The organism is Variovorax sp. AC103, from assembly GCF_979254005.1.
This window is the reverse complement of the sequence record NZ_CEEDFC010000003.1, coordinates 93,542-112,054: the sequence shown is the minus strand read 5'-3', so window position 1 is coordinate 112,054 and position 18,513 is coordinate 93,542. Positions and strand designations below refer to the sequence as shown.

General features: G+C 69.7%; 18 protein-coding genes. 6 read left to right on the top strand and 12 right to left on the bottom strand.

Features of this window, described 5'->3' with window-relative positions; genetic code table 11:
- Positions 1-4: 4 nt before the first annotated feature.
- The gene (gene tetR / locus AC0IYU_RS05210) at positions 5-718 is read right to left on the bottom strand and encodes a tetracycline resistance transcriptional repressor TetR (protein WP_472113875.1); all 714 of its coding nucleotides are present in this window, start codon (positions 716-718) and stop codon (positions 5-7) included.
- A gap of 90 nt (positions 719-808) precedes the next feature.
- Between tetR and tet the strand changes: the two genes are divergently transcribed.
- Positions 809-2,038 carry a Tet(A)/Tet(B)/Tet(C) family tetracycline efflux MFS transporter gene (tet, locus tag AC0IYU_RS05205; RefSeq protein ID WP_472113872.1) on the top strand — a complete coding sequence of 410 codons (1,230 nt, stop codon included), beginning with the start codon at positions 809-811 and terminating at the stop codon, positions 2,036-2,038.
- Positions 2,039-2,042: 4 nt separating this feature from the next.
- Here tet and AC0IYU_RS05200 read toward each other — a convergent pair whose 3' ends face one another.
- Genes AC0IYU_RS05200 through AC0IYU_RS05170 form a run of 7 tightly spaced genes read right to left on the bottom strand, consistent with a single transcriptional unit; the run spans position 2,043 to position 8,778 of the window.
- Entirely contained in the window at positions 2,043-3,101 is a 1,059-nt protein-coding gene (locus tag AC0IYU_RS05200; protein WP_472113869.1) for an ABC transporter substrate-binding protein, read from the bottom strand.
- Between the two features lie 44 nt (positions 3,102-3,145).
- Entirely contained in the window at positions 3,146-4,303 is a 1,158-nt protein-coding gene (locus AC0IYU_RS05195) for an NAD(P)/FAD-dependent oxidoreductase (RefSeq protein WP_472113866.1), read from the bottom strand.
- A complete protein-coding gene (locus AC0IYU_RS05190) occupies positions 4,300-5,748 on the bottom strand; it encodes an FAD/NAD(P)-dependent oxidoreductase (RefSeq protein WP_472113864.1) in 1,449 nt (482 codons plus the stop codon). Before AC0IYU_RS05190 ends, AC0IYU_RS05195 begins: the two co-directional genes overlap by 4 nt.
- Positions 5,745-6,050: a (2Fe-2S)-binding protein gene (locus tag AC0IYU_RS05185; protein WP_472113861.1), complete on the bottom strand. Its 306-nt coding sequence runs from the start codon at positions 6,048-6,050 to the stop codon at positions 5,745-5,747. The genes AC0IYU_RS05190 and AC0IYU_RS05185 overlap by 4 nt, the downstream gene beginning before the upstream one ends.
- The gene (locus AC0IYU_RS05180; RefSeq protein ID WP_435438844.1) at positions 6,047-6,844 is read right to left on the bottom strand and encodes an ABC transporter permease; all 798 of its coding nucleotides are present in this window, start codon (positions 6,842-6,844) and stop codon (positions 6,047-6,049) included. The genes AC0IYU_RS05185 and AC0IYU_RS05180 overlap by 4 nt, the downstream gene beginning before the upstream one ends.
- A 3-nt stretch (positions 6,845-6,847) precedes the next feature.
- Complete coding sequence (locus AC0IYU_RS05175) at positions 6,848-7,711, bottom strand: ABC transporter permease (protein ID WP_472113858.1); 864 nt, start codon at positions 7,709-7,711, stop codon at positions 6,848-6,850.
- Positions 7,708-8,778: an ABC transporter ATP-binding protein gene (locus AC0IYU_RS05170; protein ID WP_472113855.1), complete on the bottom strand. Its 1,071-nt coding sequence runs from the start codon at positions 8,776-8,778 to the stop codon at positions 7,708-7,710. Before AC0IYU_RS05170 ends, AC0IYU_RS05175 begins: the two co-directional genes overlap by 4 nt.
- 218 nt (positions 8,779-8,996) lie before the next feature.
- Between AC0IYU_RS05170 and AC0IYU_RS05165 the strand changes: the two genes are divergently transcribed.
- A complete protein-coding gene (locus AC0IYU_RS05165) occupies positions 8,997-9,881 on the top strand; it encodes an IclR family transcriptional regulator (protein WP_472113852.1) in 885 nt (294 codons plus the stop codon).
- Between the two features lie 42 nt (positions 9,882-9,923).
- On the opposite strand, the gene AC0IYU_RS05160 is transcribed toward AC0IYU_RS05165, so the two are convergent.
- The gene (locus AC0IYU_RS05160) at positions 9,924-10,364 is read right to left on the bottom strand and encodes a DUF4174 domain-containing protein (RefSeq protein WP_472113850.1); all 441 of its coding nucleotides are present in this window, start codon (positions 10,362-10,364) and stop codon (positions 9,924-9,926) included.
- 2 nt (positions 10,365-10,366) lie between these two features.
- A complete protein-coding gene (locus AC0IYU_RS05155; RefSeq protein ID WP_472113847.1) occupies positions 10,367-10,870 on the bottom strand; it encodes a hypothetical protein in 504 nt (167 codons plus the stop codon).
- Between the two features lie 231 nt (positions 10,871-11,101).
- Here AC0IYU_RS05155 and amaB point away from each other — a divergent pair, with 231 nt between their 5' ends.
- The 4 genes from amaB to AC0IYU_RS05135 all read left to right on the top strand — a co-directional run bounded on the left by amaB (position 11,102) and on the right by AC0IYU_RS05135 (position 16,708).
- A complete protein-coding gene (gene amaB, locus AC0IYU_RS05150; protein ID WP_472113844.1) occupies positions 11,102-12,649 on the top strand; it encodes an L-piperidine-6-carboxylate dehydrogenase in 1,548 nt (515 codons plus the stop codon).
- 103 nt (positions 12,650-12,752) lie between these two features.
- Positions 12,753-13,661 (top strand): amino acid ABC transporter substrate-binding protein, encoded by a 909-nt coding sequence (locus AC0IYU_RS05145; RefSeq protein WP_472113841.1) that lies wholly within the window; start codon positions 12,753-12,755, stop codon positions 13,659-13,661.
- The gene (locus AC0IYU_RS05140) at positions 13,658-14,878 is read left to right on the top strand and encodes a pyridoxal phosphate-dependent aminotransferase (protein WP_472113838.1); all 1,221 of its coding nucleotides are present in this window, start codon (positions 13,658-13,660) and stop codon (positions 14,876-14,878) included. The genes AC0IYU_RS05145 and AC0IYU_RS05140 overlap by 4 nt, the downstream gene beginning before the upstream one ends.
- A 156-nt stretch (positions 14,879-15,034) precedes the next feature.
- Positions 15,035-16,708: a thiamine pyrophosphate-binding protein gene (locus AC0IYU_RS05135; RefSeq protein ID WP_472113835.1), complete on the top strand. Its 1,674-nt coding sequence runs from the start codon at positions 15,035-15,037 to the stop codon at positions 16,706-16,708.
- Positions 16,709-16,741: 33 nt separating this feature from the next.
- On the opposite strand, the gene AC0IYU_RS05130 is transcribed toward AC0IYU_RS05135, so the two are convergent.
- Both AC0IYU_RS05130 and AC0IYU_RS05125 read right to left on the bottom strand, forming a co-directional pair.
- Positions 16,742-17,044 (bottom strand): hypothetical protein, encoded by a 303-nt coding sequence (locus AC0IYU_RS05130; RefSeq protein ID WP_472113832.1) that lies wholly within the window; start codon positions 17,042-17,044, stop codon positions 16,742-16,744.
- 18 nt (positions 17,045-17,062) lie between these two features.
- Positions 17,063-18,298 (bottom strand): ammonium transporter, encoded by a 1,236-nt coding sequence (locus AC0IYU_RS05125; RefSeq protein WP_472113829.1) that lies wholly within the window; start codon positions 18,296-18,298, stop codon positions 17,063-17,065.
- Positions 18,299-18,513: the final 215 nt, after the last annotated feature.

Here is an 18,513-nt window from a genome sequence, read left to right as displayed (position 1 = left end):
GGCTTCAGCCGCGCCCGGCGGGGGCGCGGCGCACGGGTTTGGCTTTGGGTTTGGCTTTGGGTCTAGGTTTGGGCGCAGGGACCTTCACAACTTCCGCACGGGCGCTGTCGGCCAGGCGTGCCTTCGCGCCTTCGAGCATCAGGTCCACGCCGATCTCGAACAGCGCGTCCGGCCCGGCCTTTCTGTAGCTCGCGAAGGCCTCGGCCAGCAGCGGGCGCGAAGCCGCGGCGGCGTCCAGCGCCTGCTGCTGCGCTGCCGCGTCGGGCGGCGCCGCCTGTTGCTCCAGCACGCAACCCACGGTGTAGCGGCCCAGCGCGATCAGCAGCGTCATCGCCTGCACCACCGGCACGCCCAGGCCGACGACCGCGGCGATCTGGGCCTCGACCATGTCGAGGTCGCCCGGGTCGGGCTCCGAGCCCGCATGCAACCGGGCACCGTCGCGCCGTACCAGCAGCGCGCGCCGGAAGCTGTGCGCGTTCTCGCGCAGGAACGCGTCCCAGGTCTCCCCAGGCAGCGGCAGCTTGCGCTCGTGCGTGCCGTGCAGGATCTGGCCGTTCATTGCGTCCAGCAGCGCGCGCTTGTTCTTGAAATGCCAATACAGCGCGGGCTGCTGCACGCCCAGCCGCTCGGCCAGCAGCCGGGTGCTGAGCTTGTCCATGCCGACCTCGTCCAGCAGCGCGAGCGCTGCCTCGAGGATCGCTTCGCGGTCCAGTTTCATGCCGATGTGTACCGATGTAGATGTTGATGCGCAGGCCGGCGCGCGCCGCCGCTTCACGGCCAGGAATTTATCGCTGATAATTCCTTATCAATGATAAATTTCCACCGTTCCCCTGACACCCTGGCGGGCGCCGGCCGCGCGCATGCCGTGATCCTGGCCATTGTCACGCTCGACGCCGTGGGCATCAGCCTGGTCATGCCCATCGTGCCGGGCCTGCTGCGCGAGGTCGGCCACACCGGCGACCTCGGCTGGCGCTTCGGCGCCTTTCTCTCGCTCTACGCGCTGATGCAGTTCCTCTGCGCACCCGTGCTCGGCGCGCTCAGCGACCGCTTCGGCCGCCGGCCTGTGCTGCTCATCTCGGTGGCGGGCGCTGCCATCGACGCGCTCTTCATGGCCTTCGCGCCCTCGCTGTGGATGCTCTTCGTGGGCCGTGCGATCGCGGGCATGACGGGCGCGAGCACCGCCGTGGCCTCCGCCGCCATTGCCGACCTCACGCCCGAGCACCAGCGCGCGCGATGGTTCGGCCGCATGGGCGCCTGCTTCGGCCTGGGCTTCATTGCCGGGCCGGCCATCGGCGGCGTGCTCGGCGACCACGGCGTGCGGCTGCCGTTCGTCGCGGCTGCGGTGCTCAACGGCGTGACCTTCCTCGTCGGTGTGCTGGTGTTGCGCGAGTCGCGCCCGCCGGCACTCGCCACGAAACCCTTCGATCGCGGCGTGGTGCATCCGCTCGCGCCGCTGCGCTGGGCCAGCAGCTTTCCGGCGCTGCTGCCCTTGCTCGGCGTCTTCCTGCTGCTGGTGCTGGTGGGCGAGGTCGCCGGAACGACCTGGGTGATCTACGGGCAGGACCGCTACGCCTGGAACGGCACCATGGTCGGCCTCTCGCTCGCGGTCTTTGGCCTGCTGCACGCGCTGGTGCAGGGCTTCGTCGCCGGCCCGGTGGTCGAGCGCTGGGGCGAGCGCGCGGCCATCGCCATCGGCACCATCGCCGACGGCACGGGCTATGCGCTGATTGCCTTCGCCACGCAGGGCTGGATGGCCATCGCGATGCTGCCGCTCCTGTGCATGGGCGGCGTCTGCGCCCCGGCGCTGCAGGCGACGCTCTCGGCGCGCGTGGGCGAGGCGCAGCAGGGGCGGCTGCAGGGCGTGCTCGCGAGCATCACCAGCCTGGCGGCGGTGTTCGGCCCGCTGCTCATCAGCCCGCTCTACTTCGCGTTCCGCACGCGCTTTCCGGGCATCGTGTGGCTGGCGGGGGCGTCGCTCTATCTGCTGTGCCTGCCGGTGCTGCTGCGCAAAACCGGAAGAACCGGCGCGCAGGGTTGACGGATCACTTCTCTATCGTCTTGTTCCAGCGCGCGTTCCATGCGGGCCGGTTCGCGTTGATGCTTTCCCAGTCGATGGTGACGGCCGTCTTCATCCACTTGTTGATGTCCGCCACCTGCGCCGCGCCTTCGCCCTCGGCCGGCGCCTTGGGGTTGGTCGGAATCTGCGCGCCGTACTGCAGCACGTTGGCCTGCGCCACCGGGCTCAGCAGGAACTCGGCGAGCTTTTGCGACAGCTCGGGTTCGCTGTTGTTGGCGATGACGCACTGGCCCACCATGAGCACCACCGCGCCTTCCTTGGGCGGCGCGTACTCCACCGGGATGCCCTTGGTCTTGAGCGCGGCCACGGCCGTGGGCGTCAGCGGGAAGATGGCCGCTTCATTGGTCTGCACCATCTCCGACAGCTTTGCCGAACTCGGGATGTACTCCAGCACGTTCGGGCCGACGGTGGTGGGCCAGGCCTTGAAGCCGGGCTCCACGTTCTTGTCGTTGCCCCCCTGGATGCGGTTGAACATCAGGAAGCCGTGCAGCCCGAAGGACGAGGACGACATCGACTGGAACACCACCTTGCCCTTGAACTTGGGGTCGGCCAGGTCCATCCACGAGGTGGGCGGCGCCCAGCCCTTTTCCTTGAACATCTTCGCGTTGTAGGCCAGGCCCGTCATGCCCAGGCTCACGCCGCTGGCCATGTCGTCCTTGAAGCGCGCGGCCGGATAGATCTCGCTGAGCGAGGGGTTGGGCTTCTGCTTCTGGCACAGCCCCATGCCGATGGCGCGCACCATGATGCCGTCATCGAGGAACATCACGTGCATCTGCGGCTTGTCCTTGTTGGCCTGGGCCTTGGCCAGGATGTCGGACGAAGTGCCCGGCACCACCACCACCTTGGCGCCGTAGGCCTTCTCGAAGGCCGGGAACACGTACTGCGTGTACGCCTTCTCCATGGTGCCGCCGTTCATGCCGATGTAGATCGTCTTGTTCTGCGCGCTGGCGGTGCCGGCGGCGGCAAGCAGCGCCGCGAAAGCGACGGCGCAGAGCAGGGAGGGGGACTTGGCGGTGCGGGACATGGTGTGCTCTCCAATCAAGTTCAGGGTGGGAGTTCGGGCAGGGGTCAGGCGTGGGAAACGGAAACTGAAACGGGTTCTTCGTCGAAGCGCCCGATGGCGAAGGCGTCGATGGGTGTGTCGGTGCGCCCGTCGCGCGCCAGTTCGGCCAGCACCTCGCCGGCGGCCGGGCCGATCTGGAAGCCCGCGCCCGCGAAGCCGAAGCCGTGGAACAGGCCCGGCGTGGTGCGGCTCGGGCCGAGCACCGGTTCACGGTCGGGCAGGTAGCCCTCGGTGCCGCCCCAGGTGCGGATGAAATGCGCGTGGCGCAGCGTGGGCAGCAACTCGACCGCCTGCATCGCGAGCATGGCGATGGCGTCGTGGTCGGCGCGCGCGCGGTCGGCGCTGAGCGTGATGCCGGTGCCGCCGCCCATCACGAGGTTGCCGCGCGCGACCTGCCGGCAGTAGATGCCGCCGCCCTCCACGCCCAGGCTCCATGCCATGAAGTGCGGCACCGGCTCGGTCACCGCCATCACGGGGCTGCGTGCGCGCATGGGCGGCGTCTCGCCGAACTGGGCGGCGATGGCGCCGGCCCAGGCGCCGGCGCAGTTCAGCAGCACCGGGGCCTGCACTTCGAGCGTGCCTTCGGCATGCGTCGCGCGCACCATGAAGAGGGCGCCGTCGTGCGCCACCTCGTCGACCTTGTGGCGCTCCAGCACCTGCGCGCCCGCGCGCCGCGCCGCCAGCGCGAAGGCCGGCGACACCAGGCGCGGGTTGGCCTGCCCGTCTTCCGGGCACAGCGAGCCGCCCATGGCGCGCGTGCCGAGCCAGGGGCATTGCGTGCGCAGGCGCGCGGCGGAGATCAGCTCCAGGCCCAGGTCGAAGTCGCTGCTCATGGCGCGGTAGCGCTCCAGCGAGGCCATGTCGGCCTCGCTGCGCGCGATCTTGAAATGGCCCGAGCGGATGTATTCGCCGTCGGTGCCCAGCAGCGCGGGCAGCTGGCCCCAGATGCGGTGCGCGCGCTGCGTCAGCGGCAGCTGGCTCAGCGGGCGGCCCTGGCGGCGCACGCCGCCGAAGTTCACGCCGCTCGAACGCGAGCCGCACAGGTCGCGCTCCAGCAGCACCACGCCCAGGCCCATGCGGCGCAAGGCGAGCGCGGCCGACGCACCGACGATGCCGCCGCCGACGATGGCGACGTCGGTCTTCAGGGGGGTGATGCCGCTCATTCGCCGGTTCCTTCGTCGGTCGCCTTGCCGGCCATTTCGCTCGTTTCGGCGGTCGCTTCGGCGGGCGCGAGCCGCAGCGGAATCGGCTTGATCGGCGCCTGGCCACGCAGCCGCCCGACCTGCTGCAGCGGTTGCTGCGTCGCGTGCGCCAGGATTTCTGCCGCGGCCACGCCGCACATGCGGCCCTGGCAGCGGCCCATGCCGACGCGCGACAGGGCCTTCAGGCGGTTCATTTCGTCGGCGCCGTTGATCGCGACGGCCTGGCGCAAGGTGCCGGCCGTGATGTTTTCGCAGCGGCAGACCACCAGGTCGTCGCTGGCGTGCGCGGCCCAGTCCTGCGGCACGGGGAAGGCGCGCTCCAGCCCCCGGCGAAAGCCGACGAGCTTGCCCAGCTTGCGTTCCAGCGCCGATGCACGGGCCGTGTCGACGGGCATGCCGTTGTCCGCCAGCAGCGCCAGCGCCGCGCGCTCGCCGGCCCACTCGGCCGCATCCGCACCCATGATGCCGGCGCCGTCGCCCGCGAGGTACACGCCCTGCACGCTGGAGCGGCCCGCCGCGTCGCACACCGGCAGGTGCGCGCGGTGCATGGGCGCGTAGTCGAAGCGGCAGCCCAGCAGGTCGGGCAGCTGCGTCTCGGAGCGCAGCGCGTAGCCGAAGCCCACCGCGTCGCAGGCCAGCGTGCGTTCCTCGTGGCCGTCTTGCCAGGCCACGCCGGTCACGCGGCCTTGCGCGTCGTCGCCGAGCACGCGCAGCGGGCGCACGCCGCTGTGCAGCGCCACGCCGTGCGCGCGCAGCCAGCCGACGTAGTACACGCCCTTGGCGAACACCGCGGGCTGGGTGAGCATGGCGGGCGTGGCGGCCAGCTGGTCGGACAGGCGCGCGGTGTCCAGCACCGCGGCCACCTTCACGCCGGCCTTCGCATATTGGTACGCCACCAGGTACAGCAGCGGTCCGGTGCCCATGAACACCACGCGCTGCCCGATGGCGCAGCCCTGGAACTTGAGCGCCACCTGGGCGCCGCCCAGCGTGTACACGCCCGGCAGCGTCCAGCCCGGCACCGGCAGCACGCGGTCGGTGGCGCCCGTGGCCACGATCAGGTGGCTGTAGGGCACGCGGTGGTTGGTGTGCGTGGGGCCGTGCATCACGTCGAGCAGCCGGTCCTGCGCGTTCCACACCAGGCTGTCGCGCCGGTGCTCGATGCGGCCCTGCAGCGCGTCGAAGGAGGCGTGCACGCCTTCGGCGCGCTTCGACTCCAGGCCGTAGAGCGTTTGCGTGCTGCGCTGCGCCAGGCTGGCGGGCGGGCGGCGGTAGATCTGGCCGCCGGCGCGCGAGGCCTCGTCGATCACCACGGGCCGCAGGCCGTAGGCCACCAGCGTCTGCGCCGCGCGCACGCCGGCCGGGCCGGCACCGACGATCACGGGGCGGATGTCGCCTGAGCCCGTCATGCGCCGATCTTTCCCGTGACCAGCGCCATGCCCGGCGCGATGAAGGTCGAGCACGCGCGCAGCCGGTCACCGTCGCCGGTGGCGATCCAGCAGTCCTGGCAGGCGCCCATCATGCAGAAGCCCGCGCGCGGCAGGCCGCTGAATTCGTTGCGCCGCAGCTGGGCGCCTTGGGTGAGCACGGCGGTCAGCACGGTGTCGCCGGCGAGTGCGCTGGCGGGCACGCCGTCGAGCGTGAAGGCCACGGCCTCGCGGCCGGTGGTCTCGGCCACGCGGTGCAGCAAGGCATGAGAAGTGATCGTCATTTGCTGCGTCCCACCAGCACGCGGTCCAGCCCGTAGATGCGGTCGAGCAGCACCATCGCGAAGGCCGTGACCGCCACCATCAGCGCCGACACCGCCGCCATCAGCGGGTCGATCGACTCGGTGGCGTACATGTACATGCGCACCGGCAGCGTCACCGTGCTGGGCGAGGTGACGAAGATCGACATGGTCACCTCGTCGAAGCTGTTGATGAACGACAGCATCCAGCCGCCCGTGACGCCCGGCAGGATCATCGGCAGCGTGATGCGGCGGAACACCGTGGCCTGGCTCGCGCCCAGCGACAGCGCGGCCTGCTCGGCGCTGCGGTCGAAGCCCACCAGCGCCGCCACCACCAGGCGCAGCGTGTAGGGCGTGACGATGAGCGCATGCGCCATCACCAGCCAGGCGAAGCTGCCCGTGCCGCCGACCAGCGAGAACAGCCGCAGCAGCGCCACGCCCAGCACCAGGTGCGGCACGATCAGCGGCGACAGGAACAGGCCGTTGAGGAAGTTGCGCCCCGGAAACGCGTAGCGCGTGATCGCCATGCCGGCCGGCACCGCCAGCAGCGTGGCGATGGTGGCCGAACTCAGCGCGAGCCACAGGCTGTTCCAGAACGACTGCATGAAGTCGGGGTGCGCGAACACCGCGCGGAACCAGCGCAGCGAGAAGTGCGTGGTCGGAATGGTCAGCGTGTTCTCGGGCGTGAACGCCACGATGCACACCACCACCAGCGGCGCGAGCATGAAGGTGATGACGAGCGCGTTGAACGCGAGGGCGATGGGGCCGTTCTTGTTCATGGCTCAGCCCAGCGCTTTCTTGTAGCGGCCTTCGACCAAACGGTTGTAGCTGAGCATGACGACCAGATTCGCGACAAGCAGAACCAGGGCCACAGCGGCACCGAGCGGCCAGTTGAGTTCGCTCAGGTACTCGTCGTAGACGATGGTCGCGACCATCTTCAGGCGCCGCCCGCCCAGCAGACCCGGAATGGCGAACGAACTCGCGGCCAGGCCGAACACGATCAGGCTGCCTGACAGAATGCCCGGCATCACCTGCGGCAGCACGATGCGCCGCAGCGTGGTGAAGGGCGTGGCGTTGAGCGACAGGGCCGCGTTCTCCACGCCCGGGTCCAGCTTCTGCAGCGAGGTCCACACCGGGATCACCATGAACGGCAGCATCACGTGCACCAGCGCAATGACCACGGCGGTGCTGGTGTACAGGATCTTCACCGGGCCGATGCCCAGCAGCCCCAGCAGGCCGTTGACCGCGCCCTCGGGCCCGAGCAGCATGCTCCAGCCGAAGGCGCGCACCACCACCGACACCAGCAGCGGCGCCAGCACCACCAGCAAAAGGATCGAGCGCCACGGGTTGCGCATGCGGCTGAGCACATAGGCCTCGGGCGCGCCGATGACCACGCAGATCAGCGTGACCAGGCCCGACACCCAGAAGGTGCGCCAGAAGATGCCCAGGTAGTACGAGTCGGAGAACACCAGCGCGTAGTGCGCGAGCGTGAACTCGCCCGCCTTCGCTCCCGTGGCCGGGTCGTACACGTTGAACGACAGCACGGCCGTGAGCGCCAGCGGCACCAGCAGCAGCGCGGTGAACAGCAGCAGCGCGGGGGCGCTGAGCCACCACGGGGTGGCCTTGTGCTTCAGCGCGGTGCTCATGCGGCGACCGCTTTCTCCGCCGGCAGCAGCCGCATGCAGTGCGCCGGCCAGTCGAGGCCGGTACGGGCGCCTTCCTCGAGCGCCTCGCGCCCGTCGTTGGGGCTGAGCACCGTGAGGTCGCCCACGGCCGTGGCCACGCGGTAGAGCCACTGGCTGCCGAGGAAGAAGCGCTCCTGCACTTCGCCGTCGAGCCGGCCCTGCCCCGGCGGCACCAGCTGCAGCTTTTCGGGCCGCACGCTCAGCAGCGCCGCGGCGTCGATGCTGAAGCCCGTGTCGTCCACGTCGAGCGAGAGCGCGCCGACTTCCACGCAGGTGCGCGTGGCGCCGCTGCTGGAGACGCGGCAGTCCAGCAGGTTGGCCTTGCCCACGAAGGTGGAGATGAAGCGCGTGCTCGGATGCTCGTACACGCGCTGCGGGTGGTCGATCTGCGTGGCGCAGCCGGCTTCCATCACCACCACGCGGTCGCTGATGGACATGGCCTCGCTCTGGTCGTGCGTGACCATCACCGTGGTGGTGCCCACCTTGCGCTGGATCTGGCGCAGCTCGAACTGCATCTCCTCGCGCAGCTTGGCGTCCAGGTTGGAGAGCGGCTCGTCCAGCAGCAGCACCGGCGGCTCGATGACCAGCGCGCGCGCCAGCGCCACGCGCTGCCGCTGGCCGCCCGAGAGCTCGCGCGGATAGCGCGTGGCGTGCGCTTCGAGGTGCACCAGCGCCAGCGCCTGCTTCACGCGCTCGCTGCGCTCGGCCTTGGGCATCTTGCGCATCTCGAGGCCGAAGCTCACGTTGTCGGCCACCGTCATGTGCGGGAACAGCGCATAGGTCTGGAACACGATGCCCAGCCCGCGCGTGTTGGCCTTGGCGTGCGTGATGTCCTTGCCCGCGAGCTCGATGCGCCCGCTGCTCACGGCCTCGAAGCCCGCAATCATCTGCAGCGTGGTGGTCTTGCCGCAGCCCGAGGGGCCGAGCAGCGAGACGAACTCGCCTTTTTCCACCGTGAGGTTCATGGCCGACACCGCGCGGGTGGCGCCATAGAACTTGGTGACGTCGGTGAGCCGGAGGAATGACATGGAGGCTTGCCTTTCTGCGGGAGCGAAAAGATGGCTCCGGGCACCTGGATTCATCTTGGTGCGGGCCATGGACAGCTTGCTGCGTTCGATTCACTCTATTGCAACGATTGCGCCAGATCGCCTCGGGTATTCCACTAATCAGAATCTTTCTTCAATTTATTCCGTTCAATGGAATATAATTGCCCAAAGCAATTGGCACGATTCCACAGGAGCAAGGTATGGAAAGCACTTCGGACGCCGCACCGGCCACCGCCCCGTCCAGCGGCGGCGTGCCGCGCGTGTTTTCGGTGATCCGGGCGCTCGGCGCGGTGCAGGCCGAGGGCGGGCGCGTGACGCAGATCGCACGTTCCGTGGGCCTTACGCAGGCCACCACGCACCGTTTGCTGCAGTCGCTCATGGCCGAAGGCATGGTCGAGCAGGACGAGCGCACCAAGCTCTACCGCCTGGGCATCGATTTCTTTGCGCTCGCGGCCAGTGCGGGCAACCCCGGCGACCTGCGCTCCATCTGCCGGCCGGTGCTGCTGCGGCTGTGCGCGAGCCTGGGGGACAGCATCTTCCTGCTGGCGCGCAGCGGCTTCGACGCCGTCTGCCTGGACCGCAGCGAAGGGCCGTTTCCCATCCGTTCGTTCACCGGCGACATCGGCGGGCGCATTGCGCTGGGCGTGGGGCAAGGGGCGCTGGCCATCCTGGCGTTTTTGCCGGAGGCGGAGCGTGAAGAGGTGATCCGCTTCAACCTGTCGCGCGTGCGCGAGTACGGCGTGTACGACGAGGTGTACCTGCGCACCGAGATCGAGCGCGTGCGCCAGCAGGGCTACGCGGGGCGCAACACTGGGTTGCTCGAAGGCATGGCGGGCGTGGCGGTGCCCATCCTGGACCGCGAAGGGCGCGCGGTGGCCGCGCTGAGCGTGGGCACCATCGCCGACCGGCTCAATGCCGACCGCATGCCGACGGTGGTGGAACTGCTCAAGCGCGAGGCCGCGGCCATCGGGCCGAAGATCAACCCGTTCGACGCGACGCTGCGGCGGCCGGCGCAGAGCCTGGCAAGTTCGCCGGCGGGGCAGAAGATCGAGCTGCCGGAGCCGCCCGGGCCGGGGAAGGCCTGAGCCTTCAACGCCGGGGCATCGACAACGCCGGCACCGCCAGCTTCAACGCCGGCGCATCGGCATCCTGTCGATCTCCGCGAACACCGCCTGCAGGTCGACGTCGGGCCCTTCGGTCATCTTCACGCCGCCGTCCTTGCCGACCAGCACGAAGATGGGCGGGCCCGCCGCATCGAGTTTCAGCGCGGCCAGCAGCGCGCGGGTCTGCGCCACGTCGAGCGGCTGCGCGTTGCGGCGGCCCTGGCCCGCGACCACCGTGTAGAGCACCATCTCGCGGTCGATGAAGGCCTCGCGCGTGGCCGTCTGGCGCAGGGCGGACTCGACCTTGCGCAGCAGCGCGTCACCCTCCGCCGGCACCACCACGACCACCGGGCGCGTCTTCCAGCGCTCGGCCACGAGCGGGTTGCGGTCCGCGGCGGCGGCCGCGAGCGGCAGGGCCACGCCCAGCGCGGCCAGGGTGGGCTTGAGAAGGCTCGAAAAAGGCATGCTCACTCCTTCAGCTTGATGTCTTCGCTCTTGGCTTCCTGCATCGCTTCGGGCTCCAGCTCTTCGGCGTAGCGGTTGAGGCGGATGAACACGCCCCAGCCCGCCATCAGCAGGCCCACCGCGCTCAGCAGGGCGGCGCCGTACAGCATGAGCTCGGGCGCCTCGCGGGCCTTGAAGATCGCGACCAGGCCCTCGACCGCCACCGCCACCACGATCACCACCATGAACCGCGACAGGAACCGGCGCACCCGCGTCGGCGCGCCGATGTGGGCGTCGCGCACCACTTCTTCTTCGAGCACGGTCTGGGAGATCTGCAGCGCCACGACCGCGGCCGCCAGCAGGCCGACCGCCTCGATCACCGCTTCGGCCGCCGAGATGTCGATGCCCTGCATGACGGCGACAAAGCCCGCGTGCCCCGCGACCACGATCAGCACCACGGCCGCTGCGGCGAACGCGAACGCCGTCAGCGCGTGGAGGGCGGCGTAGAGGGAGAGGATCGTCTTCATGGCGGTCGGGCAAGTGGGGGTGGCGCATCTTGGATGCGGCCTTGCGCCCTGTGCGTAGGCGCGCAGCCCGTCGGATGCGCGGCGCACGCCATCATCCTTCCTGAAACGCATCAGGTCCTTCCATTTTTTCACTAGCCAATCGCGCGCAGTTCGCTGATATTGGCCGGGTTCCACCCCCCCCCGTACCGCCTTCCTGCCTTCCTTCTTTCTCCTCCCTCCCGGAGCGCGTCCATGTCCGAAGCCCACCCCCCTCTTTCCCAGGCGTCCGTCGCCGCCGAAGTCGAACAACTGCTGCAGCGCCTGGGCGTGCCCCGCGAGGCCCACACCGGCGGCGAACTGACGGTGCGCTCGCCGGTGTCCGGCGAGGTGGTCGCGCAGGTGCGGCAGACCACGCCGGCGGAGGCCACCGCCGCCATCGGCCGCGCGCACGACGCCTTCAAGGCCTGGCGCAACGTGCCGGCCCCGCGCCGCGGCGAACTGGTGCGCCTGCTGGGCGAAGAGCTGCGCGTCGCCAAGCGCGACCTGGGCCGCCTGGTCACCCTGGAGGCCGGCAAGATCCCATCCGAAGGCGCGGGCGAGGTGCAGGAAATGATCGACATCTGCGACTTCGCGGTGGGCCTGTCGCGCCAGCTCTACGGCCTGACGCTGGCCACCGAGCGCGCCGAGCACCGCATGATGGAAACCTGGCATCCGCTGGGCGTGTGCGGCGTGATTTCGGCCTTCAACTTTCCGGTGGCCGTGTGGTCGTGGAACGCGGCGCTGGCGCTGGTGTGCGGGGACTCGGTGGTGTGGAAGCCGTCCGAGAAAACACCGCTGACCGCGCTGGCCGTGCATGCCATCGCGCAGCGCGCCGTCGAGCGCTTCGGCGACGCGCCCGAAGGCCTGCTGGGCCTGCTGCTGGGCCTGCGCGACATCGGCGAGGTGCTGGTGGACGACCACCGCGTGCCCATTCTGTCGGCCACCGGTTCCACCGCCATGGGCCGCCAGGTCGGGCCGAAGCTGGCTGCCCGCTTTGCCCGCGCCATCCTGGAGCTGGGCGGCAACAACGCCGCCATCGTCACGCCGTCGGCCGACCTGGACCTCACGCTGCGCGGCATCGCCTTCGCGGCCATGGGCACGGCGGGCCAGCGCTGCACCACGCTGCGCCGCCTGTTCGTGCACGACAGCGTGTACGACGCGCTGGTGCCCAAGCTGGCCAAGGTCTACGGCAACGTGCAGGTGGGCGATCCGCGCGAGGCCGGCACGCTGGTCGGTCCGCTGATCGACCGCGCCGCTTTCGACGGCATGCAGAAGGCCCTGAACGAAAGCCGCGAGATCGGTGCCACCGTGCATGGCGGCAGCCGCGTCGATGGCATCGGCACGCAGGACGCCTACTACGTGCGCCCCGCGCTGGTCGAACTCAAGTCGCACGCCGGCCCGGTGCTGCGCGAGACCTTCGCGCCCATCCTGTATGTGGTGCGCTACGGCACGCTCGACGAGGCCATCGAATGGCACAACGAAGTGGGCGCGGGCCTGTCGTCGTCGATCTTCACGCTGAACGTGCGCGAGGCGGAGCGCTTCATGTCGAGCGCGGGCTCTGACTGCGGCATTGCCAACGTCAACATCGGCCCGAGCGGTGCCGAGATCGGCGGTGCCTTCGGCGGCGAGAAGGAAACCGGCGGCGGGCGCGAGGCGGGCTCGGACAGCTGGAAGGCGTACATGCGCCGCGCGACCAACACCACCAACTATTCGACCGCGTTGCCGCTCGCACAGGGCGTGACTTTCGACATCGGCGACTGATCGCCCCCCCGGTTCGTTCGAACCTGCCGCGCAGCAGCCCTGCTGCGGTGGCAGGACGGCGGCCGCATGCATTCACCACAACCATAAGCAGGAGACAGAGACCATGAACATTCCCTTCAAGACCGCCACAACCACCGCCATCGCAGCCGCGATGCTCGCGCTCGCGTTCGGCGCCGCCGCGCAGACCACCCCCGGCACCCTCGACAAGATCAAGAGCAGCGGCAAGGTCGTGCTCGGCGTGCGCGAAGCCTCGCCGCCCATGGCCTACATGCTGGGCGCGGGCGAGAAGTACGTGGGCTACCACGTGGAGCTGTGCGAGCGCGTGCTGAAGGACATCGCGCCGCAGGCCAGGCTGGAGTACATGGCCGTGACGGCGCAGAACACCATTCCGCTGGTGCAGAACGGCACGCTGGACATCGGCTGCGGCCCCACCACCAACAACACCGCGCGCCAGCAGCAGGTGGCCTTCGCGCTCACCACGTACGTGAGCGAAGTGCGCATGGCGACCAAGGTCGACTCGGGCATCGCCACGCTCGACCAGCTGGCGGGACGCAACGTGTCGGCCTCCACCGGCACCACCGCCGTGCAGCTGCTGCGCAAGCGCGAGCGCGCGCAGAACGTGTCTTACAACACCATGCTGGGCAAGGACCACCTCGAGAGCTTTCTGCTGCTGGAGTCGGGCCGCGCCGATGCCTTCGTGCTCGACGACAACCTGCTGGCCGGCATCATCGCGAACTCGAAGAGCCCCGCGTCGTACCGCATCGTCGGCGAGGCGCTGGGCTCCGAGCCGATCGCGCTGCTGTTCCGCAAGGACGACCCCGCCTTCAAGGCGGCGGTGGACGACTCGCTGCGCCGCATGATGAAGAGCGGCGACCTCGAGAAGATCTACACCAAGTGGTTCGTGGCCGCCATTCCGCCGAAGAACACCAGCCTGAACCTGCCGATGAGCCCGGCGCTCAAGCAGCTGATGGCCGAGCCCAACGACAAGCCGCTGGAGGCCTACGCCAAGTGAGCCTGGGCACGGTTGCTTTCCTGCCGGCGCAGCGCGTGCGCGCCATCGGCGTCTCGGAAATCCTGCGCATCACGGACCACGCCAACGCGCTCAAGCGCGCGGGCCGTCCGGTGATCGTGCTGGGCGCGGGCGAGCCCGATTTCGACACGCCGTCGAGCGTGCGCGACGCCGCGGTGCGCGCCATCGAACGCGGCGAGACGCGCTACACGGTGCTCGACGGCAGCCCGGCGATGAAGGCGGCGGTGCAGCTGAAGTTCAGGCGCGACAATGCGCTGGACTTCGCGCCCGACGAGATCAGCGTGAGCGCGGGCGCCAAGCAGGTCATCTTCAACGCGCTGATGGCCAGCCTGGACCCGGGCGACGAGGTGATCCTGCCGGCGCCGTACTGGACCTCGTACGCGGACATCGTGCGGATCTGCGGCGGCGTGCCGGTGGTGGTGGCCTGCACCGAAGCCAACGGCTTCCGGCTCGATGCGGCGCAGCTCGACGCGGCCATCACGCCGCGCACGCGCTGGCTGTTCCTCAACTCGCCGTCGAACCCGAGCGGCGCGGCCTATAGCGCGGCGCAACTCAAGCCGCTGTGCGAGGTGCTGCTGCGGCATCCGCAGGTGTGGGTGCTGGCGGACGACATCTACGAACACATCCTCTACGACGAGCTCGCCTTTGCGACGCCGGTGGCGGTCGAGCCGCGGCTGCGCGAACGCACGCTGACCGTCAACGGCGTGTCGAAGGCCTACGCCATGACCGGCTGGCGCGTGGGCTACGGCGCAGGGCCGCGCGCGCTCATCGCGGCCATGGCCGTGGTGCAGAGCCAGACGACCTCCTGCCCGTCGTCCATCAGCCAGGCCGCGGCCATCGAGGCGCTGACCGGGCCGCAGGGCATCGTGGCCGAGCGCTGCGCCGACTTCCAGGCGCGCCGCGACTTCGTGGTCGCCGCGCTGAACCGCGCGCCCGGCCTGCACTGCCGCGTGCCCGAAGGCGCGTTCTATACCTTCGCGGGTTGCGCGGGCGTGCTCGGCAAGCGCACACCCGGCGGCACCTTGCTGCAGAGCGACAGCGACTTCTGCGGCTACCTGCTGCAGGACTTCGAGGTGGCGGTGGTGCCAGGCAGCGTGTTCGGGCTGGCGCCGTATTTCCGGATTTCGTATGCGACGGCGATGTCGCAACTGGAAGAGGCGTGCAGTCGCATCATCGCCGCGTGCAACGCCCTCGAATGACTTTGACTTTCTCTCTCCCCCGCTGGGGGAGGGAAGGGGTGGGGGCTTGCGGCATGTCAGTTGCTGTCGGCCTGACCAACGCCGCTTGCCCCCATCCCAGCCTTCCCCCAAAGGGGAAGGAGCAATACCGCCTACCTTCAGCCCTTTGGAACAAGCATGACCTCACCCCGCACCGGCGGCCAGATCCTGGTCGACCAGCTCATCACCCATGGCGTGCAGCAACTCTTCTGCGTGCCCGGCGAAAGCTTTCTTGCCGTGCTCGACGCGCTGCATGACGCATCGATCGACGTGACCGTGTGCCGCCAGGAAGGCGGCGCGGCCATGATGGCCGAGGCGCAGGGCAAGCTCACGGGCAAGCCCGGCATCTGCTTCGTCACGCGCGGCCCGGGCGCCACCAACGCGGCGGCCGGCGTGCACATCGCGCACCAGGACTCGACGCCGCTGCTGCTCTTCGTGGGCCAGGTCGCGCGCGAGGCGCTGGGCCGTGAGGCCTTCCAGGAACTCGACTACAGCGCCGTGTTCGGCACCATGGCCAAGTGGGTCGTGCAGATCGACGACCCGGCGCGCGTGCCGGAGCTGGTGTCGCGCGCCTTCCACGTCGCCACCTCGGGCCGGCCCGGCCCGGTGGTGATCGCGCTGCCGGAAGACATGCTGACCGAGGCCGCGACGGTGGCGAACGCGCTGCCTTACGCGGTGACCGAAACCCATCCCGGTGCGTCGCAGGTCGCCGAACTGCAGCAGCGCCTGGCGCAGGCGCTGCGCCCGGTCGTCATCCTGGGCGGCAGCCGCTGGTCCGAAAAGGCCGCACAGCAGTTCGCGGAATTCGCGGCGGCGTTCTCGCTGCCCGTGTACTGCTCGTTCCGCCGCCAGATGCTGATGTCCGCCGAGCACCCTTGCTATGCGGGCGACCTGGGCCTGGGCGCCAACCCGCGCATGCTGGAGCGCATCCGCCATGCCGACCTGGTGCTGCTGGTCGGTGGCCGCCTGTCGGAAGTGCCGTCGCAGGGCTACGAGCTGCTGGCGATTCCGCAGCCGAAGCAGGCATTGGTGCACGTGCACGCCGATGCGGACGAACTCGGCAAGCTCTACCGCCCGGCGCAGGGCATCCACGCCACGCCGCAGGCTTTTGCCGAAGCGGTGACCGCGCTGCGCCCCGCATCCACGCCCGCGTGGCAGGCCGAGACCAAGACCGCGCGCGAAGACTTCCTGCGCTGGAGCGACCCGGCGCCCATCCGCATTCCGGGTCCGCTGCAGATGGGCGAGGTCATGCAGCACCTGCGCGAGGTGCTGCCGGCCGACACCATCTTCTGCAACGGCGCGGGCAACTTCGCCACCTGGGTGCACCGCTTCTGGCCGTTCCGCGCGTTCGCCAGCCAGCTGGCGCCCACCAGCGGCTCGATGGGCTACGGCCTGCCGGCCGGTGTCGGCGCCAAGCGGTTGTGGCCGCAGCGCGAGGTGGTGGTGTTTGCCGGTGACGGCGACTTCATGATGCACGGCCAGGAGTTCGCGACGGCGGTGCAGTACGGCCTGCCGATCCTCGTGGTGCTGCTCGACAACGCCATGTACGGCACCATCCGCATGCACCAGGAAAAGCATTACCCCGGCCGCATCAGCGCCACGCAGTTGAAGAACCCCGACTTCCGCGGCTATGCCGAGGTGTTCGGCGGCCACGGCGAGCGGGTCACCACCACGGAAGAGTTCGGCCCCGCACTGGCCCGCGCGCGAGCGAGCGGCAAGCCGGCGATCCTGCATTGCCTGCTGGACCCGGAGGCCATCACCCCGGGGAGCACGCTGCAGTCGATTCGCAAGGCGGCGTTGGCTGCGGGCTGAGTTCGGGAATCGGCATCGGGGGGCGGGGTTCGTTCAGCGCAACCCGCCCACGTACCGCGGCGGCGGCGTCGGCGGCTGCCCGTCGGGTTGCCGCGCCGCCAGCCGGGCAGCGCGCGCCAGCGGCTCCATCGCCTGCTCCAGCCGCGTGGCCAGCTGGTCGAGCTCCTCGTCCTTGGTTTCGGCGGCGTGCGCGCGCGTCATGCGCACGATCTCGGCGGCGTATTCCGCGTTGGTTGCCATCCACTCGGTGTCGGTCACGCGGCCGTGCTTTCGCCGCAGCGCCACATGAAGGCGGGCGGCGAGGGCGATGCGTTCGCTTTCGGACATGGATGGCATGGTTCCTCCGACGGTGGATCAACTCCCCAGGTGTTCCTTGTGCTGTGCAAGATCGAGGCCCAGCAGCTCGCTGTTTGCGTCGACGCGCAAGCCCACCAGCACATGCACCAGCCAAAGCACCACCGCCGTCCCCGTCGCGCTGTAGATGGCCACGCTTCCCACCGCGACGGCCTGCGTCAGCACGTCGCCCGTGACGCCCGAGATGCGCGCATCGGCGAACACCCCCGTGAGCAGCGCACCCACGATGCCACCGATGCCGTGCACGCCGAACACGTCCAGCGAGTCGTCCGCCCCCAGCATGTGCTTCAGCCCGGTGGCGCCCCAGTAGCACGCCAGCCCCGCGATGGTGCCGATGGCCAGCGCCGCCAGCGGCGTGACGAAACCGGCCGCCGGCGTGATCGCCACCAGCCCGGCCACCAGGCCCGAGCACAGGCCCAGCAAAGAGGGGCTGCGCCGCACGATCCACTCGCCGATCATCCAGCTCATGGCGCCGGCCGCCGCCGCGATGTGCGTCACCAGCATCGCCAGGCCCGCGCGCCCGTCGGCTGCCACGGCCGAGCCTGCATTGAAGCCGAACCAGCCGACCCACAGCAGGCCGGCGCCCATCATCGTCATCGCCAGGCTGTAGGGCTCGAAGGCCTCGCGCCCGTAGCCTTTGCGCGGACCCAGCGCATAGGCGCAGACCAGCCCCGCGATGCCCGCGTTGACGTGAACCACCGAGCCGCCGGCGAAGTCGAGCGCGCCCATCTGCGCGAGCCAGCCGCCCGGCTCCCACACCCAGTGCGCCACCGGCGCATACACCAGCACGCTCCACAGCAGCGCGAACCACAGGATGGCCGAGAAGCGCATGCGTTCGACGAAGGCGCCCAGCACCAGGGCGGTGGTGATGATCGCGAAGGTCAGCTGGAACATCGCGTAGACCGACTCGGGCACGTTGGGCGCGACATGGCTCACCGCCACCTGGCCCGCTTCCTTCAGGTACTCGAAACCCGAGAAGCCCCAGCGCCCGAGCCCGCCCAGCCAGGGCCAGCCGGGCGTGAAGGCCAGCGAGTAGCCCAGCGCGAACCAGGTCAGCGAGACCACCGCGGCAATCGCCACCACGGCCGCCATGGTGGCCAGCACGTTCTTGCGGCGCACCATGCCTGCGTAGAAGAGCGCGATGCCGGGCAGCGTCATCAGCAGCACCAGCGCGGTCGAAGTCATCATCCACGCGGTGTCTGCCGCGCTGATGGAGGCGTGCGTTGCCAAGGCCATGGCCGTTGTCTTCTTCGAGTTGTGGACTGTTGCCTTACGTGCACAAGTCGTGCCACCTTGTTAACTCATCGACACACTTTCGTTCGCAAATCGTGTGTCGGACCTGAGTCAAAGCGGGTAATTCCCAATGCACTGACGCGGTGCACGCTCTAAAGTCTGCCCACTCGCGAACGGGCCCTGCTCGTACTGCCGAGGGTCCGAGGAGACAACTTCCC

What these genes read in the sequence shown, in the direction of transcription:
- AC0IYU_RS05130 (WP_472113832.1), bottom strand. Translation starts at nt 17,044, where the DNA reads ATGCCATCCATGTCCGAAAGCGAACGCATCGCCCTCGCCGCCCGCCTT.
- AC0IYU_RS05125 (WP_472113829.1), bottom strand. Translation starts at nt 18,298, where the DNA reads ATGGCCTTGGCAACGCACGCCTCCATCAGCGCGGCAGACACCGCGTGG.
- AC0IYU_RS05175 (WP_472113858.1), bottom strand. Translation starts at nt 7,711, where the DNA reads ATGAGCACCGCGCTGAAGCACAAGGCCACCCCGTGGTGGCTCAGCGCC.
- AC0IYU_RS05195 (WP_472113866.1), bottom strand. Translation starts at nt 4,303, where the DNA reads ATGAGCGGCATCACCCCCCTGAAGACCGACGTCGCCATCGTCGGCGGC.
- AC0IYU_RS05145 (WP_472113841.1), top strand. Translation starts at nt 12,753, where the DNA reads ATGAACATTCCCTTCAAGACCGCCACAACCACCGCCATCGCAGCCGCG.
- AC0IYU_RS05160 (WP_472113850.1), bottom strand. Translation starts at nt 10,364, where the DNA reads ATGCCTTTTTCGAGCCTTCTCAAGCCCACCCTGGCCGCGCTGGGCGTG.
- amaB (WP_472113844.1), top strand. Translation starts at nt 11,102, where the DNA reads ATGTCCGAAGCCCACCCCCCTCTTTCCCAGGCGTCCGTCGCCGCCGAA.
- AC0IYU_RS05180 (WP_435438844.1), bottom strand. Translation starts at nt 6,844, where the DNA reads ATGAACAAGAACGGCCCCATCGCCCTCGCGTTCAACGCGCTCGTCATC.
- AC0IYU_RS05170 (WP_472113855.1), bottom strand. Translation starts at nt 8,778, where the DNA reads ATGTCATTCCTCCGGCTCACCGACGTCACCAAGTTCTATGGCGCCACC.
- AC0IYU_RS05135 (WP_472113835.1), top strand. Translation starts at nt 15,035, where the DNA reads ATGACCTCACCCCGCACCGGCGGCCAGATCCTGGTCGACCAGCTCATC.
- tetR (WP_472113875.1), bottom strand. Translation starts at nt 718, where the DNA reads ATGAAACTGGACCGCGAAGCGATCCTCGAGGCAGCGCTCGCGCTGCTG.
- AC0IYU_RS05190 (WP_472113864.1), bottom strand. Translation starts at nt 5,748, where the DNA reads ATGACGGGCTCAGGCGACATCCGCCCCGTGATCGTCGGTGCCGGCCCG.
- AC0IYU_RS05165 (WP_472113852.1), top strand. Translation starts at nt 8,997, where the DNA reads ATGGAAAGCACTTCGGACGCCGCACCGGCCACCGCCCCGTCCAGCGGC.
- AC0IYU_RS05200 (WP_472113869.1), bottom strand. Translation starts at nt 3,101, where the DNA reads ATGTCCCGCACCGCCAAGTCCCCCTCCCTGCTCTGCGCCGTCGCTTTC.
- AC0IYU_RS05155 (WP_472113847.1), bottom strand. Translation starts at nt 10,870, where the DNA reads ATGAAGACGATCCTCTCCCTCTACGCCGCCCTCCACGCGCTGACGGCG.
- AC0IYU_RS05185 (WP_472113861.1), bottom strand. Translation starts at nt 6,050, where the DNA reads ATGACGATCACTTCTCATGCCTTGCTGCACCGCGTGGCCGAGACCACC.
- tet (WP_472113872.1), top strand. Translation starts at nt 809, where the DNA reads ATGATAAATTTCCACCGTTCCCCTGACACCCTGGCGGGCGCCGGCCGC.